This window comes from Herbaspirillum sp. BH-1 (assembly GCF_002870055.1).
Lineage (GTDB): Bacteria > Pseudomonadota > Gammaproteobacteria > Burkholderiales > Burkholderiaceae_D > Herbaspirillum > Herbaspirillum frisingense.
Map to the genome: position 1 here is coordinate 113,611 of NZ_PKOI01000006.1, position 19,740 is coordinate 133,350.

19 protein-coding genes are annotated in these 19,740 nt (G+C 59.8%); 12 read left to right on the plus strand and 7 right to left on the minus strand.

Features of this window, described 5'->3' with window-relative positions; all coding sequences use genetic code 11:
• Positions 1-9 precede the first annotated feature (9 nt).
• The 3 genes from HBH1_RS10320 to HBH1_RS10330 form a co-directional block, all read right to left on the minus strand.
• Positions 10-489 (minus strand): nuclear transport factor 2 family protein, encoded by a 480-nt coding sequence (locus HBH1_RS10320; protein ID WP_102662687.1) that lies wholly within the window; start codon positions 487-489, stop codon positions 10-12.
• A 9-nt stretch (positions 490-498) separates the two neighbouring features.
• Positions 499-1,110 (minus strand): TetR/AcrR family transcriptional regulator, encoded by a 612-nt coding sequence (locus HBH1_RS10325; RefSeq protein WP_102662688.1) that lies wholly within the window; start codon positions 1,108-1,110, stop codon positions 499-501.
• 211 nt (positions 1,111-1,321) lie between these two features.
• Positions 1,322-2,215 (minus strand): LysR family transcriptional regulator, encoded by an 894-nt coding sequence (locus HBH1_RS10330; protein WP_102662838.1) that lies wholly within the window; start codon positions 2,213-2,215, stop codon positions 1,322-1,324.
• Positions 2,216-2,322: 107 nt separating this feature from the next.
• Between HBH1_RS10330 and HBH1_RS10335 the strand changes: the two genes are divergently transcribed.
• The 8 genes from HBH1_RS10335 to HBH1_RS10370 all read left to right on the plus strand — a co-directional run bounded on the left by HBH1_RS10335 (position 2,323) and on the right by HBH1_RS10370 (position 11,589).
• Complete coding sequence (locus tag HBH1_RS10335; protein ID WP_102662689.1) at positions 2,323-3,255, plus strand: NAD-dependent epimerase/dehydratase family protein; 933 nt, start codon at positions 2,323-2,325, stop codon at positions 3,253-3,255.
• 444 nt (positions 3,256-3,699) lie between these two features.
• The gene (locus HBH1_RS10340) at positions 3,700-4,473 is read left to right on the plus strand and encodes an enoyl-CoA hydratase/isomerase family protein (RefSeq protein ID WP_102662690.1); all 774 of its coding nucleotides are present in this window, start codon (positions 3,700-3,702) and stop codon (positions 4,471-4,473) included.
• 72 nt (positions 4,474-4,545) lie between these two features.
• Positions 4,546-5,604 (plus strand): ABC transporter substrate-binding protein, encoded by a 1,059-nt coding sequence (locus tag HBH1_RS10345; protein ID WP_006461254.1) that lies wholly within the window; start codon positions 4,546-4,548, stop codon positions 5,602-5,604.
• A gap of 152 nt (positions 5,605-5,756) precedes the next feature.
• On the plus strand, positions 5,757-6,809 hold the full coding sequence (locus HBH1_RS10350; protein ID WP_102662691.1) for an ABC transporter ATP-binding protein: 1,053 nt from the start codon (positions 5,757-5,759) through the stop codon (positions 6,807-6,809).
• A 12-nt stretch (positions 6,810-6,821) separates the two neighbouring features.
• Positions 6,822-8,537, plus strand: a complete 1,716-nt coding sequence (locus HBH1_RS10355) for an ABC transporter permease subunit (RefSeq protein WP_102662692.1) — start codon at positions 6,822-6,824, stop codon at positions 8,535-8,537.
• Between the two features lie 27 nt (positions 8,538-8,564).
• Positions 8,565-10,115: an AMP-binding protein gene (locus tag HBH1_RS10360; protein WP_102662693.1), complete on the plus strand. Its 1,551-nt coding sequence runs from the start codon at positions 8,565-8,567 to the stop codon at positions 10,113-10,115.
• A gap of 58 nt (positions 10,116-10,173) precedes the next feature.
• Positions 10,174-10,989, plus strand: a complete 816-nt coding sequence (locus HBH1_RS10365) for an IclR family transcriptional regulator (RefSeq protein WP_102662694.1) — start codon at positions 10,174-10,176, stop codon at positions 10,987-10,989.
• Positions 10,990-11,097: 108 nt separating this feature from the next.
• Positions 11,098-11,589, plus strand: coding sequence for a DinB family protein (locus HBH1_RS10370; protein WP_102662695.1), 492 nt, complete (start codon positions 11,098-11,100; stop codon positions 11,587-11,589).
• A 52-nt stretch (positions 11,590-11,641) separates the two neighbouring features.
• Here the strand turns inward: HBH1_RS10370 and HBH1_RS10375 are convergent, their stop codons facing one another.
• From HBH1_RS10375 to HBH1_RS10385, 3 genes are all read right to left on the minus strand, one after another.
• Positions 11,642-12,613 (minus strand): PDR/VanB family oxidoreductase, encoded by a 972-nt coding sequence (locus HBH1_RS10375; RefSeq protein WP_102662696.1) that lies wholly within the window; start codon positions 12,611-12,613, stop codon positions 11,642-11,644.
• Positions 12,614-12,639: 26 nt separating this feature from the next.
• Positions 12,640-13,794, minus strand: coding sequence for an aromatic ring-hydroxylating dioxygenase subunit alpha (locus HBH1_RS10380; RefSeq protein ID WP_102662697.1), 1,155 nt, complete (start codon positions 13,792-13,794; stop codon positions 12,640-12,642).
• A gap of 140 nt (positions 13,795-13,934) precedes the next feature.
• Positions 13,935-15,056, minus strand: a complete 1,122-nt coding sequence (locus HBH1_RS10385) for an FAD-dependent monooxygenase (RefSeq protein WP_102662698.1) — start codon at positions 15,054-15,056, stop codon at positions 13,935-13,937.
• A 271-nt stretch (positions 15,057-15,327) separates the two neighbouring features.
• On the opposite strand from HBH1_RS10385, the gene HBH1_RS10390 reads away from it, so the two are divergent.
• The 4 genes from HBH1_RS10390 to HBH1_RS10405 are packed head-to-tail and all read left to right on the plus strand — an operon-like array spanning position 15,328 to position 18,391.
• Positions 15,328-16,491 carry an alpha/beta hydrolase family protein gene (locus HBH1_RS10390; protein ID WP_102662699.1) on the plus strand — a complete coding sequence of 388 codons (1,164 nt, stop codon included), beginning with the start codon at positions 15,328-15,330 and terminating at the stop codon, positions 16,489-16,491.
• Positions 16,488-16,793, plus strand: a complete 306-nt coding sequence (locus tag HBH1_RS10395; RefSeq protein ID WP_102662700.1) for a subunit of meta cleavage enzyme — start codon at positions 16,488-16,490, stop codon at positions 16,791-16,793. The genes HBH1_RS10390 and HBH1_RS10395 overlap by 4 nt, the downstream gene beginning before the upstream one ends.
• A complete protein-coding gene (locus tag HBH1_RS10400; RefSeq protein WP_102662701.1) occupies positions 16,786-17,613 on the plus strand; it encodes a DODA-type extradiol aromatic ring-opening family dioxygenase in 828 nt (275 codons plus the stop codon). The genes HBH1_RS10395 and HBH1_RS10400 overlap by 8 nt, the downstream gene beginning before the upstream one ends.
• Before the next feature lies 1 nt (position 17,614).
• Positions 17,615-18,391 (plus strand): alpha/beta fold hydrolase, encoded by a 777-nt coding sequence (locus HBH1_RS10405; protein WP_102662702.1) that lies wholly within the window; start codon positions 17,615-17,617, stop codon positions 18,389-18,391.
• 94 nt (positions 18,392-18,485) lie between these two features.
• On the opposite strand, the gene HBH1_RS10410 is transcribed toward HBH1_RS10405, so the two are convergent.
• Positions 18,486-19,496, minus strand: a complete 1,011-nt coding sequence (locus HBH1_RS10410; protein ID WP_102662703.1) for a helix-turn-helix domain-containing protein — start codon at positions 19,494-19,496, stop codon at positions 18,486-18,488.
• Between the last annotated feature and the right edge of the window lie 244 nt (positions 19,497-19,740).

Below are 19,740 nucleotides of genomic sequence, written 5' to 3' on the forward strand. Positions count from 1 at the left end.
GAGACCAGCTCAGAGTCCCAGTTCGGACAGGCCGGGGTGATCGTCGGGGCGACGTCCGAGCGGCCAGCGGAACAGCCTTTCGCTTTCAGTGATGGGGCGGTCGTTGATGCAGGCGTAACGGTTCTGCATCAGCCCATCTTCATTGAATTCCCAGTTCTCGTTGCCGTAGGAGCGGAACCAGTTGCCGGAATCGTCGCGCCATTCATAGGCATAGCGCACGCCAATGCGGTTTCCGTTGAATGCCCACAGTTCCTTGATGAGGCGATATTCCAACTCCTTGGCCCACTTGCGCTCAAGGAAGGCGCGTGCTTCGTCCCGGCCGTTGGCGAACTCGGCACGATTGCGCCAGCGCGTATCCAGGCTGTATGCAAGCGAGACTTTTGCTGCATCGCGGGTGTTCCACCCATCTTCGGCCAGGCGCACCTTCTGGATGGCGGACTCGTGGGTGAACGGAGGAAGGGGCGGACGAATTTCAGTATTGGATGACATGATATGACCTCAATGGTGACGTGAATGTTTAGGTGAAACGGACCCCGCCTGCTGCTGCAGGGTTGATAAAAGCAGAGCGGCCGCTCTACCAGCGCTATCGGCGGCGCCTGTATCGCCAGTGACCATGGCCACTGCAGTTGCGCCGTCGATAAGAATCAGAAAATAGTTCGCGATTTCGTCCGGATTGTTCAAGCCTGACGCATTGGTCAGCTCACGGAGATAGGAGAGCAAGCGTTGCTTGTGCAGCGCCGCTACCGCGCCAATCTCGGGATTGACCCCGCCAAGCTCACCGGCGGCATTGATAAATGCGCAGCCGTGGAAATCCTCGGTTTCAAACCATTGGCGCAGCGCAGGGAAGATCGACGCAAGTCGCTCAAGCGGAGCACTGGTTTGCGAAGTCGCATCGATAAACCACGCCATCCACCGTTGGTCTCTCGCCAGCAGCGCGGCCGCGACCAAGGCTTCCTTGTTTGAGTAGAGCTGGTAGATACTGCGCCGCGCCACACCGGAGGCCTTCACGATGGCATCCATGCCGGTGGCGTGAATGCCCCCTGAATAGATGAGTTTCTCGGTCGCGGCCAGCAGCCGGGCGGTGAGAGGGGAGTCGTCAGTAGTATCCATGTGAACCAGATGAGAATGATCGTTCTATGTATAGTAGAACGATCATTCTCAGTGGTCAACAACTTTCGTTGCGATGGGGAGAAAGAAACAACGGACCTTGTGGTTGTTGATCAATTGCGAATGCGCAATGGATCGCTGTCTGGACAGAGGGAGGGAAAACCCGGTGTTCGAGAAAAACCGGCAGAAGCTGCCTGAACGCCCGACGCGGAGGTCAATTGCGTATATAGGCGCCCAGACCCTTTACCAGGGCGGCAAATGTCACAGCGCAACGCGGACTTGCGCGCAGGTCCTCATGCATGGCGACCCATGTTTCCATCTTGAGCGAGAATTGCCTGGGCAGCAGACGCACCAGTGCATCGTCCCGCGCCGCCAGTGCCACTTGGCAGATACCGATGCCGAAGCCGGCGCGGATGGCGGCCAGTTGTGCGAGGTCGCTATCGGTGCGGAACGCCAGGATGGCACGCGAAAGCCAGGGGAGCTCTTTCAATACCTTGCGCACATAGGCGCTTTCCTGGTCGAAGCCGATGAGCGCATGCTCGGCCAGCGCGTCGAGCGAGCGCGGCGTGCCGTGGGCCGCAAGATAGCGCTGGTGGGCATGTAGCCCCACTTCGATGCTGCCCAGCCGCCTGGCGATCAGCGCATCCTGCGACGGCTTGAACATGCGCACGGCGATATCGGCCTCTCGGTTCAGCAGGTCATCGGGCTTGTTTGACATGACCAGTTCGACGCGCAACTCCGGATGCTGACGTCTGAGTTCGGTCAGGATGGGCGGCAGCACTTCCACGCTGATGACTTCGCTGGCGGTCAGCCTGACGGTTCCGCGCACTTCCTTGCCCTGGCTGCTGGCGACCCGGCGCAATGCAGCGGAGGTGGCGGCAATCCCGGCTGCATAGGGTTTCAGTTCCAGTGCTGCGCCAGTGGGCGAAAAGCCGTCGAAGGAGCGAACGAAGAGTTTCAATCCCAGCGTCGATTCCAGCTGGTCGATATGGCGGCCCACGGTCGGCTGCGTCAGACCCATCTCGCGTCCGGCCGCTGACAGCGAGCCCGTCTCCAAGACCTTGAGGAAGGTTCGGTACCACTCCCAATTCGGTTCGATGTCGGCCATGGTATTCATTTATGTATAGATGCTAGGTTAATTTATGCAATTTTCACTGATGCGTCAATTTTGCATACTGGAGCTTCTTCCATCACACGCTACCCAAGGAGAAGTCCATGTCCAAGATTGCCCTGTTCGGTGCTGCCGGCGCCATCGGTCGCAGCATCGCTGCCGCCATCAGCGCGCAAGGCCAGCATTACCGCGTTGTTGGCCGTAGCGAAGCGAGCCTGCGCAAGACCTTCGGATCAGATCCGCTCGCCGAGATCGTCAGCTGGAACCCCGATTCACCGGCGTCGGTGGAATCGGCCGCGCATGGCGTCGATACACTGATCTACCTGGTGGGCGTCAACTACACGCAGTTCGAGCTGCATCCAGAACTGATGCGCAAGACCCTGGCCGGCGCCATCCGCGCCGGTGTCAAGCGCATTCTCCTGATCGGCACGGTGTACCCGTATGGTTTTCCGCAGACCACACCGGTGCGTGAAGACCATCCACGCCAGCCGCATACCTTCAAGGGCCGCATGCGCAAGGCGCAGGAAGATCTGCTGATGCAGGCGCACATCGAAGGGCGCATCCAGGCGGCGGTACTGCGCCTGCCGGACTTCTACGGCCCCGGTGTCGAAGCCAGCCTGTTGCACGGTGCGATCAAGGCAGCGGCGCAAGGCGGCAGGGCGGACATGATCGGCCCGCTGGATCGGCCGCACGAGTTTGTGTTCGTGCCGGACGTCGGTCCGGTCGTGGCCAGGTTGGTCAACACGCCTGCGGCCTTCGGCAGGATCTGGCACCTGGCGGGTGCGGGCGTGACGACGCAAGAAGCGCTGGTGGCGGAAATGGAGCGCCAGACCGGGCGCAAGCTGAAAATCCGGGTGGCGGGCAAGACCCTGCTGCGGTTCATCGGAATGTTCAACCCCTTGATGCGCGAACTGGTGGAGATGCATTATCTGCAGACGCAGCCGGTGATCATGGACGATTCGGCGCTGCAGCAGTTGATCGGGCCGATAGAAAAGACTTCCTATGCTGAGGGTATCCGGCTGGCGCTGAAGGGCTAGCGCCGGTTCACATTCAATCACTCGTCGATTGAATGTAAACAGGCCCTGGATTTCTGGCGGTATCAAGGCCGTAGCGCTCGGCGGTCCTAGCCCTTCAGGCAGCCATCCGGTACGCCAGTAGATCCACCTGGAAACGCCCGCCTCGCCGGACCGGGTGTCCGCCCTCACTGAAACACGCTCCTCCCCCCTTTGTACAGCACACTACGCACACAGCACTGGCCACCAGGCCGACTCCCGGTCGCGTTCCCACCATCCTCTTCCCTCAGGCCAGCCCTTCGCCTTCGCCCATTCATTGTGCGCAGCGCCAAATTTCAGGGATTCGTCTCGCTCCCAAAGATAGCTAATGGTGCATTTAGTGCCTATTGCATTGCATATAGACAGGCACATTTGTTGCTATATCATTTTATGGCACATTAAAACATTAGTTATTACATAGGAATAGTTATGGAAAAATACATCAAGACTTCACGGGACGGCAATGTCGCCATCATCACGCTGAACCGGCCCGAGAAACTCAATGCATGGCACACCGCCATGCGCAACGAGATCATCGCCGCACTTGCCGCTTTCAATACCGATACGGCGATCGGCGCCATCGTCATGACCGGTGCTGGTGACCGGGCCTTCTGCGCGGGCCAGGATCTGGAAGAAGCCCATGGTTTCGACCAGGCGCGCGCCGATGAATGGATGAGCGAGTGGGAAAACTACTACCGCACCATCCGTACCCTGCAAAAGCCATTGCTCATCGCGCTCAACGGAACGGCAGCCGGCTCGGCCTTCCAGGTGGCGCTGTTGGCCGATATCCGCGTCGGCCACGCCGGCTCACGGATGGGGCAACCCGAGATCAATTCGGGTATCCCCAGCGTCACCGGTCCCTGGATCATGAAACAGATGCTGGGCATTTCCCGCACGATCGAACTGACGCTGACCGGTCGCATGATGGAAGCGGCTGAAGCGCATGCCCTGGGCCTGATTCACCACCTGGTGGAGCCAGCAGAGGTGCTGCCCAAGACGCTGCAAATCGCACGTGAGCTGGCCGCCAAACCGTCGGTGGCAATGCGCCTGAACAAGCAGCGCTTCTGCGAAGTGTCCGAAGAAAGCTTCGTCAAGACCATCGCGGCAGGACGTCGTATCCAGATGGAAGCCTACGCCACTGGAGAGCCGGCACGCATGATGGAAGAGTTCTTCAAGAAGCGAGGCCACAGCATCACGAAGTAAGGCGCGACATCGTCGGTAACAGCAGCAGGGAATGCAGGTTTTGGATCAACTACTCTATTCAGGGAGCATGGTATGAAACAGCCCGTCAACAACAAGCGTCGTGGAGTGCTCAAGGCAGCAGGCGGCACGGCATTGGCAGTCGCAGCACCGATGGTCATCGCACAGAACAAGACACTGGTGGTGTCCGATCCGGGCGGCCCTTACACGACCGCGTATCGCAAGGCGTTCTACGATCCGTTCGAGAAGGAAACCGGTGTCAAGATCGTCAACGTGGCGCGCGAGTCCCAACCCGTTGCCCAGTTCACCGCGATGGTGAAGGCCAGAAACTTTGTCTGGGACGTCACAACGCTCACGCTGCAACAAGATATTCCCATCCTTGAAGAAGGTGGGCTGCTGGAGCCGCTGGGCCTGGTGCCGACTGACTTCAAGAACATGCTGGCCGGTACTGTCACACCCAATTTCCTGGGGGTGGATGTCTACGCCACCATCCTGGCCTACCGCACCGACAAGTACGCCAACAATGGCCCCAAGACCTGGGCCGATTTCTGGAACGTCGAGAAATTCCCCGGCCGCCGCTCGCTGCGCCGCAATGCCATCGATACCCTGGAACAAGCCCTGATGGCTGACGGCGTCAGCCCCGACAAACTCTACCCGCTGGATCTGGATCGCGCCTTCAAGAGCCTGGACCGTATCAAGAAACACGTCGCGGTATGGTGGACCAGCGGTGCGCAATCGATGCAGCTGATCCAATCCGGCGAGGTCGACATGATCTCGATCTGGAATGCGCGCGCGCAAACCGCCATCGAAGGCGGCGCACCGGTGGCCATCAACTGGAACCAGGGTCTGTATTCGGTAGAAGGCTGGGGGGTGCCGAAGGGTACGCCGAAGGCGGCCATCGCCAGGGACTTCGTCAAGTTCTGTGCCGACGCCAAGCTGCAAAGCGCATTCACCGATACCTTGGCCTATGGTCCGACGGCGCTGGAGGCGTACAAGGACATCCCGCCCAAGCGCGCGGCGATCCTGCCGACCTCACCGGAAAACATCGGTCAGATGCGCCCGCCAAACGGCCCCTGGTGGCACAAGAACCGTCTCGCCGTATCGGATCGTTTCAACGCCTGGCTGCTCAGCTAGAACCGCACCGCCGCACTGACGTAAAGCCGCGCCGCAGCGCCAACGCCAACACCACAGGGCGTCATGCGGCGCAGCCAGACCTGTTCCCCTCGCACCGTCGTCCGCGCGCTTGTCAACTGCGCCGCGCGGGTGCATGAACTGAATGACACATCATGACTGCACGATTGCAAACACTGGGTATCTGCAAACACTACGACAGCGTCACCGCGCTTTCGCCGACCGACCTGACGGTGCAAGATGGCGAGTTCCTCACCTTGCTCGGACCCTCTGGCTCGGGCAAGACCACACTGCTTCAGATCATCGCCGGTCTGGTCGAGCCCAGCGCAGGCCAACTTATCATCAGCGGCAAGGAAGCCACCCACAAGCCGGCCGGTGAACGCGGCATTGGCATGGTGTTTCAGAGTTATGCCCTGTTTCCGCATTTGTCAGTGTGGGAGAACATCGCCTATCCGCTGCGCATGCGCAAGATGGACAAGGCCGCGATCACTGCCGCCGTCCAGGATGCGCTGGATATGGTGCAAATGGGTGCCTATGTACACCGCCTGCCGCGCGAGCTGTCGGGCGGACAACAACAGCGCATCGCGCTGGCGCGCTGTTTCGTCTACAAACCTTCGGTGATCCTGCTCGACGAGCCGCTGGGTGCGCTGGACAAAAAACTGCGCGAACACATGCAGGCCGAGATCCGCAAGCTGCACAAGGAGCTCGGCGCCACCTTCATCTACGTCACCCACGATCAGGAAGAAGCACTCAACCTCTCCGACCGTATCTGCCTGATGAACAATTCAAGGATCGAGCAACTGGGTACGCCAGAAGATCTCTACGATCGCCCGGCCACCGCCTTCTCAGCGCAGTTCATCGGTTATTCCAACCTGTTGCGGGGAACGGCACAACGCGGTGCCGGCGGCGTCAGCGTATTGCATCACGGCCGCCACACACTTCCCCTGGACGCGGCGGCCGCGCGCGAAGGCGCGGCCCAAGCATTGGTGGTGCGACCCGAGCAGGCCACACCGTGCGGTGCGACTGAAGCGCTGCTCAACGGCCAGGTCACCGAAGTGGTGTTTGCCGGATCCGATTACCGCGTGCTGGTCGACGTCGGCGGTGACGAGCCTTTCCTCTTGCGCTGCAGTCGCCGTGATGCGCCAGAGGTCGGCGCCAACATCGGCCTGCGCTGGAATCCAGCCCACGCCGCAGTGGTCAATCTATAAGCGGAGCACATCATGCCGGCCTCATTCATGAAGACCCTGCGCGCACTGCTGCCAGCCGTGCCTTGTCTGTTGTTCCTGGCGATCTTTTTCTGTCTGCCGGTGGTGGAGATCCTGCAAACCAGCGTACTCGATGCCGATGGCCATTTCACCACCGCGCAATATGTGCGCCTGGGTAGTGACTTCGTATTCTTCAAGGTGCTGTGGACGACCTTCTCGATCTCCGGGATGACCGCGCTGTTCTCCGTCCTGCTTGGTTTTCCGGTGGCCTATTTCCTTAGCCAGCTGGACGATCGGATACGCGAGCGCTGGATCATGTGGATCATGATCCCGTTCTGGACGAGCTATCTGGTCAAGACCTTTGCCTGGATCCTGGTGCTGTCCAAGACCGGCGTACTGTTTTCCCTGGCGCACGCGCTGGGCATGGTCGATGACGGGCGCGCCCTGGTGCCGTCCATGTTCGGTGTCATGATCGGCATGGTGCACGCCATGCTGCCGCTGGCCGTCATCAACATGCTGCCCATCATGCGCAGCGTCAACATGCAATTGATGCATGCGGCCGAAACGCTGGGGGCCAGCCCGTCGGTGTCATTCTTCTCGATCTTCCTCCCCATGGCAGGGCCGGGCGTGGCTGCTGCCGGCTTGCTGGTCTTCATCACCAGCCTCGGCTTCTTCATCCTGCCGGCCTTGCTCGGCGCACCCAGCGAGACCATGGTGGCGCAACTGGTGATCCAGGCCATCAACGAACTGTTCAACCTGCCCTACGCTGCGGCCCTTTCGGCGGTACTGCTGGTGGCGGCCATCCTGATCTTCATGCTCTACGACAAGCTGGTCGGTCTATCGTCCTTAAGTGGCGAAACGCGGGCCCGGTCGTCCAGTGGCGGTACCTGGAGCAACACCCTCTTGATTGCCATCGGGCGCCTGTTCAGCGGGCTCCGTCGTGCCACCGATGGGCGTCGTCCGATCATGAAGGTCTATGGCTTCGGCATCGTGGCATTGCTGTCCCTGCCGATCATCGTGGTGCTGCCCATTGCCTTCACCGATTCTCCCTTCCTGAGTTTCCCCCCCAAGGGACTCAGCCTGCGCTGGTTCAACAGTTTCTTGTTCTCGGAAGTCTGGCAGACATCGTTCCTGCGTTCATTTGGCGTCGCCACCGTCACGGCGCTGGCCTCTACTGCATTTGGCATCGGCGCAGCGCTGGCGCTCACCCGCTTGCCTTCGCGCTGGACCAAGCCGTTCTTCGCCTTCTTGCTGGCACCCCTCATCGTGCCACGCATCGTGGTGGCAGTCGGTCTGTTTTATCTCTTCTCCCGGTTGAGCCTGGTCGGCACCGATATCGGCCTGGTCATCGGTCACACCGTGCTGGCCATCCCCTATGTCGTGGTGACGATGGCGGCCGCACTCAAGCGCTTCGACTGGCGCCTGGACGACGCCGCGCGCATCCTCGGCGCGTCGGCCATGACGCGGCTGCGCACCATCCACTTGCCGATCATGATCGGCAGCATCGCAGCGGCGTTACAGATGGCATTCATCATTTCGTTTGACGAACTGACCATCGCCATCTTCGTCAGTGGTGGCCTCAAGAACACGCTGCCCAAGCAGATGTGGGACGACATGATCCTGCAGGTGAACCCGACGCTGGCCGCCGTATCGCTGGTGATGGTGGTGATCATTTCACTGCTGGTGGCGCTCCCGTCGCTGCACAAGAGACTACGCATGGCCCGTAGCTGACTCCATCCCTTTTGAATAAGAATCGACATGCACGTCTATCCACATTACTTTCCCGTTCGCGACGCCGCTGACAACCTCGATGTTGTGCCGCTACTGCAATCCGGCTTTGCCGCCCATGCAGAGCGCGCGCAAAAGACGCTCATCGAGTTCAACGGTGTACCCACCTCCTATGGCGAGATGGCACAGCGTGTCGCACGCATGCGAACCTGGCTGGCGCACCAGGGTATCGGCCACGGCGACCGGGTTGCCTTGATGCTCGAAAATGGCCTCGAACACATGGCGCTGATCTATGCACTGATGCTGAGCGGAGCAGTCTGGGTGCCGGTCAATACGCGCCTCAAGGCGCCCGGTATCGACTATCTGCTCGGCCACTGCAAGCCCGATCTCTTCATTACGCAACCCAGCTTTGCCCAGGCTCTCGCCGGCCTGGAACAGGAACCCAAAAAACTGGTCTGGCTCAATGAGCTGGAACTGCCGGCCGCTGAAGCGCTGCCGCCCATACCCATCGCATCGGACGATACGCTCTGCCTGATCTACACCTCCGGCACCACCGGCGCACCCAAGGGCGTCGTATTTACCCATCGTATGATGCGCATTGCCAGCGAGGGCACGGTGTTGGTCTCTGGTGTGAAGCCGGGCGACCGCATGTTCGTCTGGGAGCCGTTGTGCCACATCGGTGGCGCACAGCTGCTGCTGGTTCCCTTCCTGGCCGATGTCAGTCTGCAGGTGGTCGAACGTTTCTCGGCCAGCCGCTTCTGGCAGCAGGTAGAGCAGGCCCGCTCGACCCATTTGCATTACCTGGGCGGCATTCTGGATATCGTCTGCCAGCTGCCACCCGAGTCCCAGCCAGCGCAGCACACGCTGCAGGTCGCCTGGGGCGCCGGCGTATCGACCAAATCGTGGGACAGCATCGTGCAACGCCTGGGGATTGCCTTGCGCGAATGTTATGGCATGACCGAGGTGTCGAGTTTCACCACCGTCAACTACAGCGGAAAACCAGGATCGATCGGCCGCGCCTTGCCCTGGCTGCGTGTCGAGCTGCTCGATGAGAACGACCAACCCGTACCCACCGGCGAGCTCGGCCAGATCGTGGTGTCCACCGATGTCGAGGGATGCTTCCTGCCCACCTATCTGGACAACCCGAAAGCCACCAGCGAAGCGCGCCGCCACGGCAAGCTCTACACCGGTGACATGGCACGCTCGGACGACGAAGGCGATCTGTTCTTCGTCGGCCGCAAGACCGACAGCATGCGGGTACGTGGAGAAAATGTGTCGGCCTGGGAAATCGAACGCATCTTCGTCATGCACCCGGCCATCGCCGCCGTCGCCGCCATCGGCGTGGCCAGCGATGTCGGCGAACAGGAAATCATGCTGTTCGTGCAATTCAAGGAAGGGATGAGGCTCCCATTTGACGAACTGGCGGCCTGGGCCAGCTCGCGCCTGGCGAGTTATCAGCTGCCGCGTTACTACCAGCAGACGCAAGGATTCGAAACCACGCTGTCAGAACGCATCCGCAAGCATTTGCTGAGCCGTGATCTGTCGCTGGCCTGGGATCGTGCCAGTAGTGTGCTGAAGTAACGCGGGAAGCGGCGATAATAGTGTTTTTTGACAGATGCCCCGCCGCAATGCGGGGCCAATGAGCGAACGCATGGCCACAAAAAAAGACACCGCCCGCACAGGCAACGAACTGACGGGCGCAGACTCGCCGCTGTACGTGAACTCGGTCGAGAAGGCGATGAAGGTACTGATGGCCTTCGACGGCCAGCAGCGGCAGTTGTCGCTGACGCAGATCGCCGCCCTCACCGGATTCGATCTCAGTACCACGCAGCGTTTCACCTACACGCTGATGACGCTGGGCTACCTGAGCAAGGATGAGGCCGTGCGCAAGTACGAGCTGGCGCCACAGGTACTCAACTTCGCCTACCACTATCTGTCATCGAGCGACCTTGTGCTGCGCGCGACGCCCTACTTGCAGCAACTGAGCCGGGAAACCGAGGAGACCACCAATCTCACCATCCTCGATGGCACCGAGATTGTTTTCGTCCAGCGTATCGTCAGCAGCAACGTGCTCAATCCGACGGTGGTGACCGGCACGCGCTTGCCTGCTTTTTGCACCGCCAGCGGTCTTGCCATGATGGCGGCGCTCGATCCCCATGAGGTCGACGACATTCTCGCGCGCAGCGACTTGCGCATGTACACCCCCTACACCGTGGCCGACAAGGCTGCGATCAAGCAGCGGCTGATCCGTTTTCGCGAGCAGGGCTATGCACACAGCCGCGAAGAATATTTCCTGGGCGATATCTCGACGGCGGCGGTGGTGATGGATCACCGTCGCGGCCGCCCGGTGGGGGCGGTCAACCTGGCCATTGTCACAGCCCGTTGGGGCGGCGACGCCGATGAGCGCAGGCACGCCGATCTGGTGATGTCTGCTGCACGTGCCATTGCCAATTGATCATCTCATTTCCCTGTTCAGAAACGCCGGCTTCATCCAGCGTGAAGCTGTGGAGTCGCATGCGTCTCCCGGATGAGGTATCGTGCAGCGCTGAGGAGGAACTTGAAAATGGACTTGTTTAACATCCTGGAATACAAGAGTTGGTCGGACCGACGCACTCTTGACGCGGTAGCGCAACTCACCCAAGCGGAACAGAAAAGCGCCCTGGATTTCGCACGGCAACAGCTGAACCACATGGTTCGCGTCGAGGAGTTGTTTCAAGCCAGATTGCGCGGAGTTGAAGACCCCCATGACTCCACCAATACCGAGCATCTGCCGGAATTGGCCGAGCTGGATTCCAGGCTGACGGCGGCAAACCAGTGGTCGTTGGCCTATGCCAGGAGCCTGACGTCCAGTAGTTGGAAGGAGAGCATTTCTTTCACGTTTGTCGATGGCAAGCGCGGAAGACTCAGCCGCGAAGAAGCCCTGTTCCACCTCATCAATCATGGAACCTACCATCGAGGGGCGATTGGTCACGCTCTTGATCTGGCCGGTGGTCATCGTCCGGCCGATACCTACAACGTATTCATTCATGCTGCCGAGCCGGAGAGAAGGGGCTGATTGCATCCCCCATTCAGCAACTCTGGCAGGCCACGGCGCCCATGACGGGTAACTACAAATCCAGTTCGATCATCTGGCAAGCCGCTCTGGAACAGCATGGCGTGAATTGGTCATTGCGGCGCTTCTCTTCATCGCTGAGAATGAAATCGCGGTGGTCGATACTGCCGCTCAGGACGCGGGTGATGCATGTCCCGCATATCCCTTGCTCGCAGGAAGTAGGAATTTCGATGCCATTTTCTGCCAATACCTGAACGACTGACTTATCTTCAGGGATGTGGAAGACATCGCCGGTGCTTGCAATCCTGACGTCAAAGCTGGCGCCGCTTTTTTCCTCGACCGACGGTGGGGAAAAATACTCCTTGTGGAGCTGTTCTTTTTGCCAGCCCAGCCGTTCCGATTCGCCCAGGACGAAGTCCATGAAGCCGGTCGGCCCACACACGTAGAGGTGGTCATCGGGTTGACGAGACCTGGCGAGGTCAGCCAGGTCGAGCTTCTGGCCTTCGTTATCGAAGTAGAACCGCACGTCCTTGGCAAAGGAGCGTTCGGCAAGACGCTGGCGAAACGCTGCGCGAGCGGGTGACCGGGCGCTGAAATGAAGTTCGAATGCTTTGGATTGGGCGTGTAACTCCTCTGCCATGGACAAAATGGGCGTGATGCCCACGCCACCGGCCACCAGAATCGACCGACCGGTGGTGGGTACCAGGTTGAAGTTGTTTCGGGGAGCACTGATACGGATCGATTGGCCAACTTCAATCGCATGCATGCCCCTGGAGCCGTCACGGGACGGTTCTGTCAGAAGCACGGCAATTTCGTATTCGCTCTTTTGTCCCGCCACGTTACACAGCGAATATTGGCGGACCAGGTTGGGAGCGACTTCGACATCTATGTGCGCACCGGCGGTGAAGCGGGGCAAGGCCTCACCACTGGCCGCTCTGAACCTGAACGAATAGATTCCATCCGCTTCCAGGACCTTGGCCGATACGGTCATGGTCATCCACAAGTTACTGCCTGCATCGAGCTTCATATTCTCATTCCTGCTGACTTCCGGATTCAGGACTGCTGCATCATCACCACCTGGGGGAAGCCAGCACCGGTCGATGGCGGAGCGTTTTCCTTATCCTTGGCTTCCTGGTCGGCCCGTCCTTTGAGATAACGCCGCATGGCCACGCCGAGCGCATCGCTGGCGATGGAGATTTCGTAGAGGTCGTCCCCCTGTTCTGCGATCACTTCTTCGAGCAAGCTCAGGCCGACCACGTCTTCATCGAATGCCTTGAAGAAATTCGTGGCCATGAATTGCGTCGCTGCCTCGTCGGTCTGGGCAAAGTCACGACCCAGATAGATGAAGTAATGGGTGGTGTTGTGCGTGGCAGGTGTGGCCATGTGAGCGACCTTGATGAGGAATTCCGGACGTTCTCCTTCGGCAAGTGCCGAATCGTACAAGCGGGTCGTCACCTCGTAGAGCGCAGGCGTCAGGAATTCATTGCGAACGATGCGCGATGCGGTTGGCACACCGTCCAGGCCAGTCGGCTTTCCCCAGACCGGTGGCAGTTTGGTCGGCGACACCGTGCGTACCAAGGCAAACCTGCCTTCACCCATTTCGGATGTGGTGGGCGCTTTCACATAGTCGGGTGAGCCGATGGTGTTCGCATGCATGTAGCTCAGGTGCGAGGTGTCCAGCAGATTCTCGTGCAAGTAGACGTAACTGGACTTCAGGTCGTAGTAGCCCTTGGCGCCGGCCCATTCACTATCCATCATCCAGGGCAGCGCCGGAACCTTGGACTCATCAGCCAAGGCGGGGTCACCCATCCAGATCCAGATGACCGGGCCACGCTCCGCTAGCGGATAGGTACGTACGCCGATGTTCTTCGGGCATTTTGCAACTGCAGGGGCTTCGATGCAGTCACCGGATGCGTCATAGCGCAGGCCATGGTAGCCGCAGACGACGGTATCACCGTCCAGCTGACCTGCGGACAGAGGATAGGAACGGTGTACGCAACGGTCGTCCATGACGACCGGATTGCCAGCTTCGGTGCGGTAGAGGATCACGCGTTTGCCGAGCAGGGTGCGTTTGAGCAGAAAACGACCTACTTCATCGCTGAAGGCTGCGACATACCATTCGTTGAAGATAAACGGCGTATTGCGGTCGGCGAGGCGGCTCATGGCGACTTGTGCGCCGCGGATGATGTCGTGAGATGGCTGTGTCATGCTGGTCTCCACTTTGTAGTGATTGCTAGGTACAAATTCCGATATTAGTCTTCTCGCCTGCACGATTTTGTCTCTATGCGAAGCAGGACTTGCCCGATTTTGCCGCGCACAGAAACGCCATGCTGCTCCAGGAGCCGGCGTCAGATCGGCTCTGCCAGGACCTTCAGGGATTGTTCGACGAGAACGGTTTGCTCCGCGATCGGCCGACCGGCCTGTTCGCGTCGCCCAATCTCCAGTGAGTTCTGCACCACCAGCAGGCAGCGCTCATAGCGCCGGGACATGTAGCGCATCAACGCACGGTCGATATCCTGGCCGTCGCCGAATTCTTCGGCCAATACCAAGGCATCTTCCGCCGCCAGACCCGCACCGGACGCCAATTGAGGCGTCGTCGGATGGGCGGCATCGCCGATGAGCAGGACTCGGCCCTTGAACCACGGACCCGGCAGCAAAAAGGCTTCCAACGGCCGATGGACGATGGTGTTCTCCGCGCTCAGAGATTTGCCGATTTCACGGATGATGCCGCCATAGGAGCGAGTCAGACGTTCCAGTTCTTCAGGAAGGGACTCTTCCGGGAGGCGGCGCTTTTCCTTGGCGTTTTCCAGGAGAAACATGTACATCCGCTCCTTGGATACGGGTGTCAAACCGACTTTATACGGGCCGCCCAGGAAGAAATGGCGCCGGTCAATTTCAGGAGGGCGAGGCAGTTGGGCGCGCCAGGCGCTCTGACCGGTGTACTCGGGAGTGGGGGCGTCCGGGAAGAGCAGGCTCCGGATACGCGAGAACAGTCCATCCGCGCCGATCACCAGGTCATAGCTGGACCGGGTGCCGTCGGTCAGTTCTACGTCGACCTGGTCATGACCTTGGTTGAACTTCTCAACCGAGAGTCCAAGACGCACATTCACGCCAGCCGCCAGGACTCTGGCCGACAGAATCTTGTGCAGTACCGGCCGCATGATGCCGCCGCAGCCGGGAATGCCATCCTCTGGTCGTACGGGGGTAGGCAATATTGCCAGACGCGCACCGTCGGTAGAGCACACCTGAATGCCGGCGCCGGTGTAGGCCCGCGCTTCAATGTCCGGTAGCACGCCCAGCGCCTTGAACGCCCGCAGTGTGGGGCCGGTAATCGTGATGCCGGCGCCGTAGACACGCCATTCCGGGTCAAGGTCGATGAGCTCCACCTGGTGACCGAACCTGGCCAGCGATATGGCGGCAGACATCCCGCCAACCCCACCGCCCACGATAAGAATCTTCTTCTGTTGCATCTACACAAGTCTCCAGTTACCGGACCCAGCACGACCGCAGTCGATACGAAAGGCCAGGATGTTGTTCACACTGGCAGCGTAGCGGTATGCATGGATGAAATTTGCCTGAACTGGCCGTGCAATTTGTCTCGGAGCGAAGGAGGCAGACAGCGATGCTGCGCTGAGGGTCAAAAGGCGCAGCACAGGGGGCAAAGTAGCGGGCCTTCGCGCGCCTACGATATCAATCCCGGGCCCACATCGATAAGGGCTTGCAACTGACAGAGGTGACGAATTGAGCGAGAACGTAGAGAATGCCGGCGCCGTGCAGGGCCGCCCCAAGACCCTGGCCGAAGCCAAGCAATGGATGCTGGGCAAGCTGGCCGCCAAGGTGCACCCGATGAATCTGGTGTCGAAGGAAGACGGTGAGCGTCTCATTGACTCCCTTCAGGGTCTGGATGGCGCATCGTGGGCGGCCGTCTGGGGCAAGGCCGGTGACGAAACCCGCGCTCTGGCTGACCGCGCCCGTGACAGCGCCAACGACGCAGAAGCCGCCGCGCTCTACATGAAGGCAAGCGGCTTCTATTTCATGGGTCGATTCCCTTGCCCGAATCATCCGGACAAGGAGTGTTGTGCACGCGCAGAGCGCGAGACCTATGTCCTGGCGGGTTCCTATTGGGATAATCCGGTGCAGCGCGTCACCATTCCCTTCGAAGGCCGCAGCGGTGAAGGCAAGGAAATCGTGTTCCTGATCCGTCGTCCCCAAGGTGTGGAGCGCCCGCCTGTCGTTGTCATGTGGGGCGGGGTGGATGCATGGAAAGAACAGATGACCGCCGCATGCAATGCCTTCCTGGCGGCCGGCGTGGCGACCATCGCCATGGACAATGCAGGCACCGGCGAGTCACCGGTGAAGGGTGTTCAGGATGCAGAGCGCCAGTTCCTGCCCGTCTTCGAGTGGGCCAGTCGTCAGAGTGACCTGGACGGCGCAAAGGTCGGCATCCTGGGGCGCTCGTTCGGCGGCTACTGGGCGACCAAACTGGCGCACTTGCAGCCGGAACGCATTGCGGCCGCTGTGAACTGGGGCGGTGGTGCCCACTATATGTTCCAGCCAGAGTGGGTCGAATCCTCCCGCTACCCCGACAGCTACCTGATGGAGCTTGTCGAAACGCGTCAGCGCATGCTGGGCGTGACCACCGACCAGGAATACATTGACGGCTTCAAGCGCCTTTCTCTGGTCGACCAGGGGCTGCTCGACCAACCCAGCGCGCCGATGCTGCTGGTGAACGGCAAAGAAGACAAGCAGTGTCCCATCGCTGACCTGCATCTCCTGATCGAGCGTGGCACTCCCAAGGCCGTTCGCCTGTTCCCGGGTGGACACATGGGAAATACGCCGCAGACGCTGCCAACGATCGTCCAGTGGCTGTCCACCCACGTCAAAAGCCAGGTGGGGGCCGCATGAGCGGAAACTGGGTCCAGCAGATTCCATCGCAATCTGCCTACTGGTTGAACAAGGTGCTGTTCGAGGTCCATCACAACGATGGGCAGCTCAAGCGCTATCTGGCATCTCCGGGCGAGTATCTGTCGACGGTGCCGATGCCGGAAAACCTGCGGGAAGCGGTTCGTTCCAATGATATTGGCGCCATGTATCTGGCGGGTGCCAATCCCTATCTGTTACGGGCGCACTGCCTGGGATTGCGCATTTCGGAACAGGAATTCCTTGCATCACTCAAGGCCGTCGCAGGAGGGCAAAAGAATGGCTGAACTCGTAGGAATCTATGCGGCGAGCCACACGCCCGTCATGCTGAATTTTCCGGATGCCATCCCCGGTGAAGACCGGGACGCGATTTTCGCGGCGTTCAAGGAGATGGGGCGGCGTATCGCCGAGTCGCGGCCCGATACCGTCATCGTCATTTCCGACGACCATGTCCACAACTTCTTTTTCAACAATTTCCCCGCGTTCTGCATCGGTGCCGCCGAAAGCTACCAGACGCCTGTGGAACACTGGCTGAAGGCTGAGAAGCAAGTCTTGCCGGGGAATGCGGCATTGGGGGCGCACCTCCTGGGTGAAGCGCTACAAAACGGGTTTGACCCGTCCTTCTCGATCGAGCTGGTGCTTGACCACGGCTCGCTGACCCCATTGTTGCTGGCCGGTCTGGTACCTCACGTACAAATCGTTCCATTGCTGGTGAACTGTGTCCAGCCACCCTTGCCCACGATGCGCCGATGCGTCGACTGGGGCAAGTTCCTTCGCAAGGCGATCACCAGCTTTGACGCCAGCAAGCGCATCGCGATTCTTGCCACCGGTGGCATCAGCCACGATATCGCCACGCCGCGAATGGGCATGGTCAACGAGGAATTTGACCGCCAGTTCCTGGTCAACCTGGGCAGCGGCCATACGGATACGATTGTTGAGCACGCGACAAACCATGTCGCTGCTGCCGGAAATGGTGCGGAAGAAATCCGCAACTGGTTGATTGGCCATGGTGCGGCAGACGGTGCCCAGTTCGAGTCGCTCTACTACAAGGCAGTCTCCAAATGGTACACAGGGATTGGCCTGGCCCAGTGGAAAGTGAAAGGCTGAGATGAACGCAGAAATTGTTCCACTTGCAGCCGAGTCACTCGGCAAGGATGAACATCACGCGGTTGTGTTGCTGCACCCCATTTGTGCGAATCGCGATATCTGGCGCCTGCAACTGCCCGTCTGGTCAAAGTCGTTCCGGCTGGTGCTGGTTGATCTGCCTGGACATGGCTTCAGCAAGCCGCTCGGGGGGACGCCAACACTCACGGACTTCGCCCGGCAACTGGCTGTGACTCTGACGAGGGCGGGGGTTGACCAGGTATCACTGGTCGGCGTCTCGCTTGGCGCAATGCTTGCACAGGCTTTTGCACTGGAATTTCCGGAGCGAATCCGCAAGCTCGTCCTTGCCAACGCGGGAGCGGTCACTCCTGAACCCGTGGTGGCGCTCTGGAATGAGCGTCAGAGGAGTTACCGCGAGTTCGGCGCCGAGCAGCATGTACGTTCGACGATAGAACGCTGGTTCGATGATGACTATCGCGCCCGTGCGCCGCTGACCGTGAAATGGATTGAATCCCTTGTACGAGGTACGACCCAGGCGGGGTATTTTGAGGCAGTCGATGCCATCAAGGTAATGAACCACGTAGCACGGCTGCAGGAGATATCAGTACCCACGCTGGTCGTCGCCGGTGAGAAGGATGCCGCCGTGAAGCCGGAGATTTGTGCAAAGGTCGCCGAGGCCATTACGGGCGCCAGATTTGTGGTGCTGCCGTCGGGTCATATCAGCAATGTTGAAGCCGCTGCCGAATTCACGGAAGTCGTCGGGCAATTCCTGCTGAGCTGAGTCAGGAGTCAGGCAGCTCCTGACGGCCGAGGCCCCAATCCGTTGAATGCGGATTGGGGCCTTGCCACATGGCCCTGCCACATCCATGCAGGGCTTAGCCGTGCACTTTCCTGTACTCCCGAGGGGTCATGTCGAACTTCTCCTTGAAGGCACGACTGAAGTGGGCCACATCGCTGAAGCCCCACCCATAAGCCACCTCCCCGATGGGCCGGTTCGAGAGTTGACGCGATACCAGGTCTTCACGGCATCGCTCAAGACGCTCGGACCACACCCACTTCATCAGCGACGTCTGTTCTGCGGTAAAGAGCTGATAGATGTGCCGCGTCGACAGGTTGACCGCCTGCGAAATCATCTCGGCATCCAGCGACGAATCGTGCAGGTTGTCACGAACAAACGCACGGATGCGCTCAAGGTGAAAAACATGCAGCTTGGAGGGCAGGGCCGTCATCTCCTTGTCGCAGAGGGAAAGCGCAACCGCAAGCGTGTAGGGAAGGGCCTGCGCAATACGCGCGGCCGTATTTTCATCGAGATCCGGTGCCATGCCGAACATCTCGTCATTCATTGCCCGGAAGATTGCCCCCGGGCCACCGGCCGTCTCGATTCGCCTGGCCGTGCGCAGATGCGCATCGGGAACCACCCTGCGCAACAGCTCCGAATCGACATAGGTCGAGTGCGTCACCATATGCCCGGTTTCGATGTGGAAGGGGGATGCCAGGTCGATAAGCACCATGTCTCCAGGCCGTACACGGGCGCTGCGCCCTCCTTGGGAAACATGCGCCTCACCTTCCTTCTGGACAGTCACCAGCCACCGGCGGGTGTCCTTATGTGTCGCCGGTGCGGACGTCTCATGGGGAGAAAAGCGGATGGATGCAAATTGCAGGCTTCTGCCGCAATAGGCTTGCATCTGGGTGCTCAAGGGCTCGTCTTTTCCGGAGTCCAGTGACAGGCCGATCGAAAAAAGGCTGGCCATCTGCCTTTCGAACAATCGCGCGCCCTCACGGGACGGACTCTCGGCGGTAGAGAAGGTGCGGATAAAAATGGCTGTCTCCTTGGTCGTTGCGGCGCTCTTTTTGTTTTCATCTGGTGGGCGAAATGCGTTCGCCATTGATGTCGCCTTATTAGTCAAATTCTAGCGCGGACTGAAGCAAGATGGGGAATCGTAAAGGAATAGATTAACGCTACTCCCACCGGGAAATGGGAGACGGAAATAGTTTGCTCGCATCAACACAAAAAGCTGCTCATGAATGTGGCTCATTAATGCAGCTCATTAATGCAGTTCCATAAACGCAGCTCATCGGAGACCTGCCCACTTCATCACGCGGCGCTCAGCGCCAGATGCATCGTCGTCT

What these genes read in the sequence shown, in the direction of transcription:
- HBH1_RS10385 (WP_102662698.1), bottom strand. Translation starts at nt 15,056, where the DNA reads ATGCAACAGAAGAAGATTCTTATCGTGGGCGGTGGGGTTGGCGGGATG.
- HBH1_RS10345 (WP_006461254.1), top strand. Translation starts at nt 4,546, where the DNA reads ATGAAACAGCCCGTCAACAACAAGCGTCGTGGAGTGCTCAAGGCAGCA.
- HBH1_RS10400 (WP_102662701.1), top strand. Translation starts at nt 16,786, where the DNA reads ATGGCTGAACTCGTAGGAATCTATGCGGCGAGCCACACGCCCGTCATG.
- HBH1_RS10395 (WP_102662700.1), top strand. Translation starts at nt 16,488, where the DNA reads ATGAGCGGAAACTGGGTCCAGCAGATTCCATCGCAATCTGCCTACTGG.
- HBH1_RS10410 (WP_102662703.1), bottom strand. Translation starts at nt 19,496, where the DNA reads ATGGCGAACGCATTTCGCCCACCAGATGAAAACAAAAAGAGCGCCGCA.
- HBH1_RS10350 (WP_102662691.1), top strand. Translation starts at nt 5,757, where the DNA reads ATGACTGCACGATTGCAAACACTGGGTATCTGCAAACACTACGACAGC.
- HBH1_RS10380 (WP_102662697.1), bottom strand. Translation starts at nt 13,794, where the DNA reads ATGACACAGCCATCTCACGACATCATCCGCGGCGCACAAGTCGCCATG.
- HBH1_RS10320 (WP_102662687.1), bottom strand. Translation starts at nt 489, where the DNA reads ATGTCATCCAATACTGAAATTCGTCCGCCCCTTCCTCCGTTCACCCAC.
- HBH1_RS10335 (WP_102662689.1), top strand. Translation starts at nt 2,323, where the DNA reads ATGTCCAAGATTGCCCTGTTCGGTGCTGCCGGCGCCATCGGTCGCAGC.
- HBH1_RS10370 (WP_102662695.1), top strand. Translation starts at nt 11,098, where the DNA reads ATGGACTTGTTTAACATCCTGGAATACAAGAGTTGGTCGGACCGACGC.
- HBH1_RS10355 (WP_102662692.1), top strand. Translation starts at nt 6,822, where the DNA reads ATGCCGGCCTCATTCATGAAGACCCTGCGCGCACTGCTGCCAGCCGTG.
- HBH1_RS10360 (WP_102662693.1), top strand. Translation starts at nt 8,565, where the DNA reads ATGCACGTCTATCCACATTACTTTCCCGTTCGCGACGCCGCTGACAAC.
- HBH1_RS10365 (WP_102662694.1), top strand. Translation starts at nt 10,174, where the DNA reads ATGAGCGAACGCATGGCCACAAAAAAAGACACCGCCCGCACAGGCAAC.
- HBH1_RS10405 (WP_102662702.1), top strand. Translation starts at nt 17,615, where the DNA reads ATGAACGCAGAAATTGTTCCACTTGCAGCCGAGTCACTCGGCAAGGAT.
- HBH1_RS10330 (WP_102662838.1), bottom strand. Translation starts at nt 2,215, where the DNA reads ATGGCCGACATCGAACCGAATTGGGAGTGGTACCGAACCTTCCTCAAG.
- HBH1_RS10325 (WP_102662688.1), bottom strand. Translation starts at nt 1,110, where the DNA reads ATGGATACTACTGACGACTCCCCTCTCACCGCCCGGCTGCTGGCCGCG.
- HBH1_RS10375 (WP_102662696.1), bottom strand. Translation starts at nt 12,613, where the DNA reads ATGAAGCTCGATGCAGGCAGTAACTTGTGGATGACCATGACCGTATCG.
- HBH1_RS10340 (WP_102662690.1), top strand. Translation starts at nt 3,700, where the DNA reads ATGGAAAAATACATCAAGACTTCACGGGACGGCAATGTCGCCATCATC.